Source organism: Rugamonas apoptosis, assembly GCF_014042355.1.
GTDB lineage: Bacteria > Pseudomonadota > Gammaproteobacteria > Burkholderiales > Burkholderiaceae_D > Rugamonas > Rugamonas apoptosis.
The window spans coordinates 1-1,353 of record NZ_JACEZU010000028.1 but is presented as its reverse complement, the minus strand read 5'-3'; the positions used below and the strand labels follow the sequence as shown (position 1 = coordinate 1,353).

Below are 1,353 nucleotides of genomic sequence, written 5' to 3'. Positions count from 1 at the left end.
TGCGCCCGGATTTGCCTAAGCGCCTTCTATGAACCAGAAACCAACTATTCCAACAGTTGGACAACCTTCCGCGATCCGTCCCCCCATCGCATCATACGACGGTGCAGGAATATTAACCTGCTTCCCATCAGCTACGCATCTCTGCCTCGCCTTAGGGGCCGACTCACCCTGCTCCGATGAACGTTGAACAGGAAACCTTGGGCTTACGGCGTGGGGGCTTTTCACCCCCATTATCGCTACTCATGTCAGCATTCGCACTTCTGATACCTCCAGCATCCTTTACAAGACACCTTCGCAGGCTTACAGAACGCTCTCCTACCATATCCTTGCGGATATCCGCAGCTTCGGTGACTGGCTTAGCCCCGTTACATCTTCCGCGCAGGACGACTCGATCAGTGAGCTATTACGCTTTCTTTAAATGATGGCTGCTTCTAAGCCAACATCCTGACTGTTTTAGCCTTCCCACTTCGTTTTCCACTTAGCCAATCTTTGGGACCTTAGCTGGCGGTCTGGGTTGTTTCCCTCTTGACGCCGGACGTTAGCACCCGACGTCTGTCTCCCAAGCTCGCACTCATCGGTATTCGGAGTTTGCAATGGTTTGGTAAGTCGCGATGACCCCCTAGCCATAACAGTGCTCTACCCCCGATGGTGATACTTGAGGCACTACCTAAATAGTTTTCGGAGAGAACCAGCTATTTCCAAGTTTGTTTAGCCTTTCACCCCTACCCACAGCTCATCCCCTAATTTTTCAACATTAGTGGGTTCGGACCTCCAGTGCGTGTTACCGCACCTTCATCCTGGCCATGAGTAGATCACTTGGTTTCGGGTCTACACCCAGCGACTGAACGCCCTGTTCGGACTCGATTTCTCTACGGCTTCCCGATCTGGTTAACCTTGCCACTGAATGTAAGTCGCTGACCCATTATACAAAAGGTACGCAGTCACGGAACAAGTCCGCTCCTACTGTTTGTATGCACACGGTTTCAGGATCTATTTCACTCCCCTCCCGGGGTTCTTTTCGCCTTTCCCTCACGGTACTGGTTCACTATCGGTCGATTACGAGTATTTAGCCTTGGAGGATGGTCCCCCCATATTCAGACAGGATTTCTCGTGTCCCGCCCTACTTGTCGCATACTTAGTTCCACACATCGCATTTCACATACGGGGCTATCACCCGCTATGGCTCCTATTTCCAGAGGATTCTGTTATGCGTCATGCTAAATCATGCAGGCTCTTCCCATTTCGCTCGCCACTACTTTGGGAATCTCGGTTGATTTATTTTCCTGCAGCTACTTAGATGTTTCAGTTCGCCGCGTTCGCTTTGCATACCTATGTATTCAGTATGCAATGACC

1 rRNA gene (only partly in view) is annotated in these 1,353 nt (G+C 50.8%); it reads right to left on the bottom strand.

Going from position 1 to position 1,353, the window contains the following annotated elements:
• Positions 1 to 1,353 (bottom strand): 23S ribosomal RNA (locus tag H3H39_RS27225); its annotated part reaches 1,481 nt to the left of the window's first position; the annotation flags it as partial.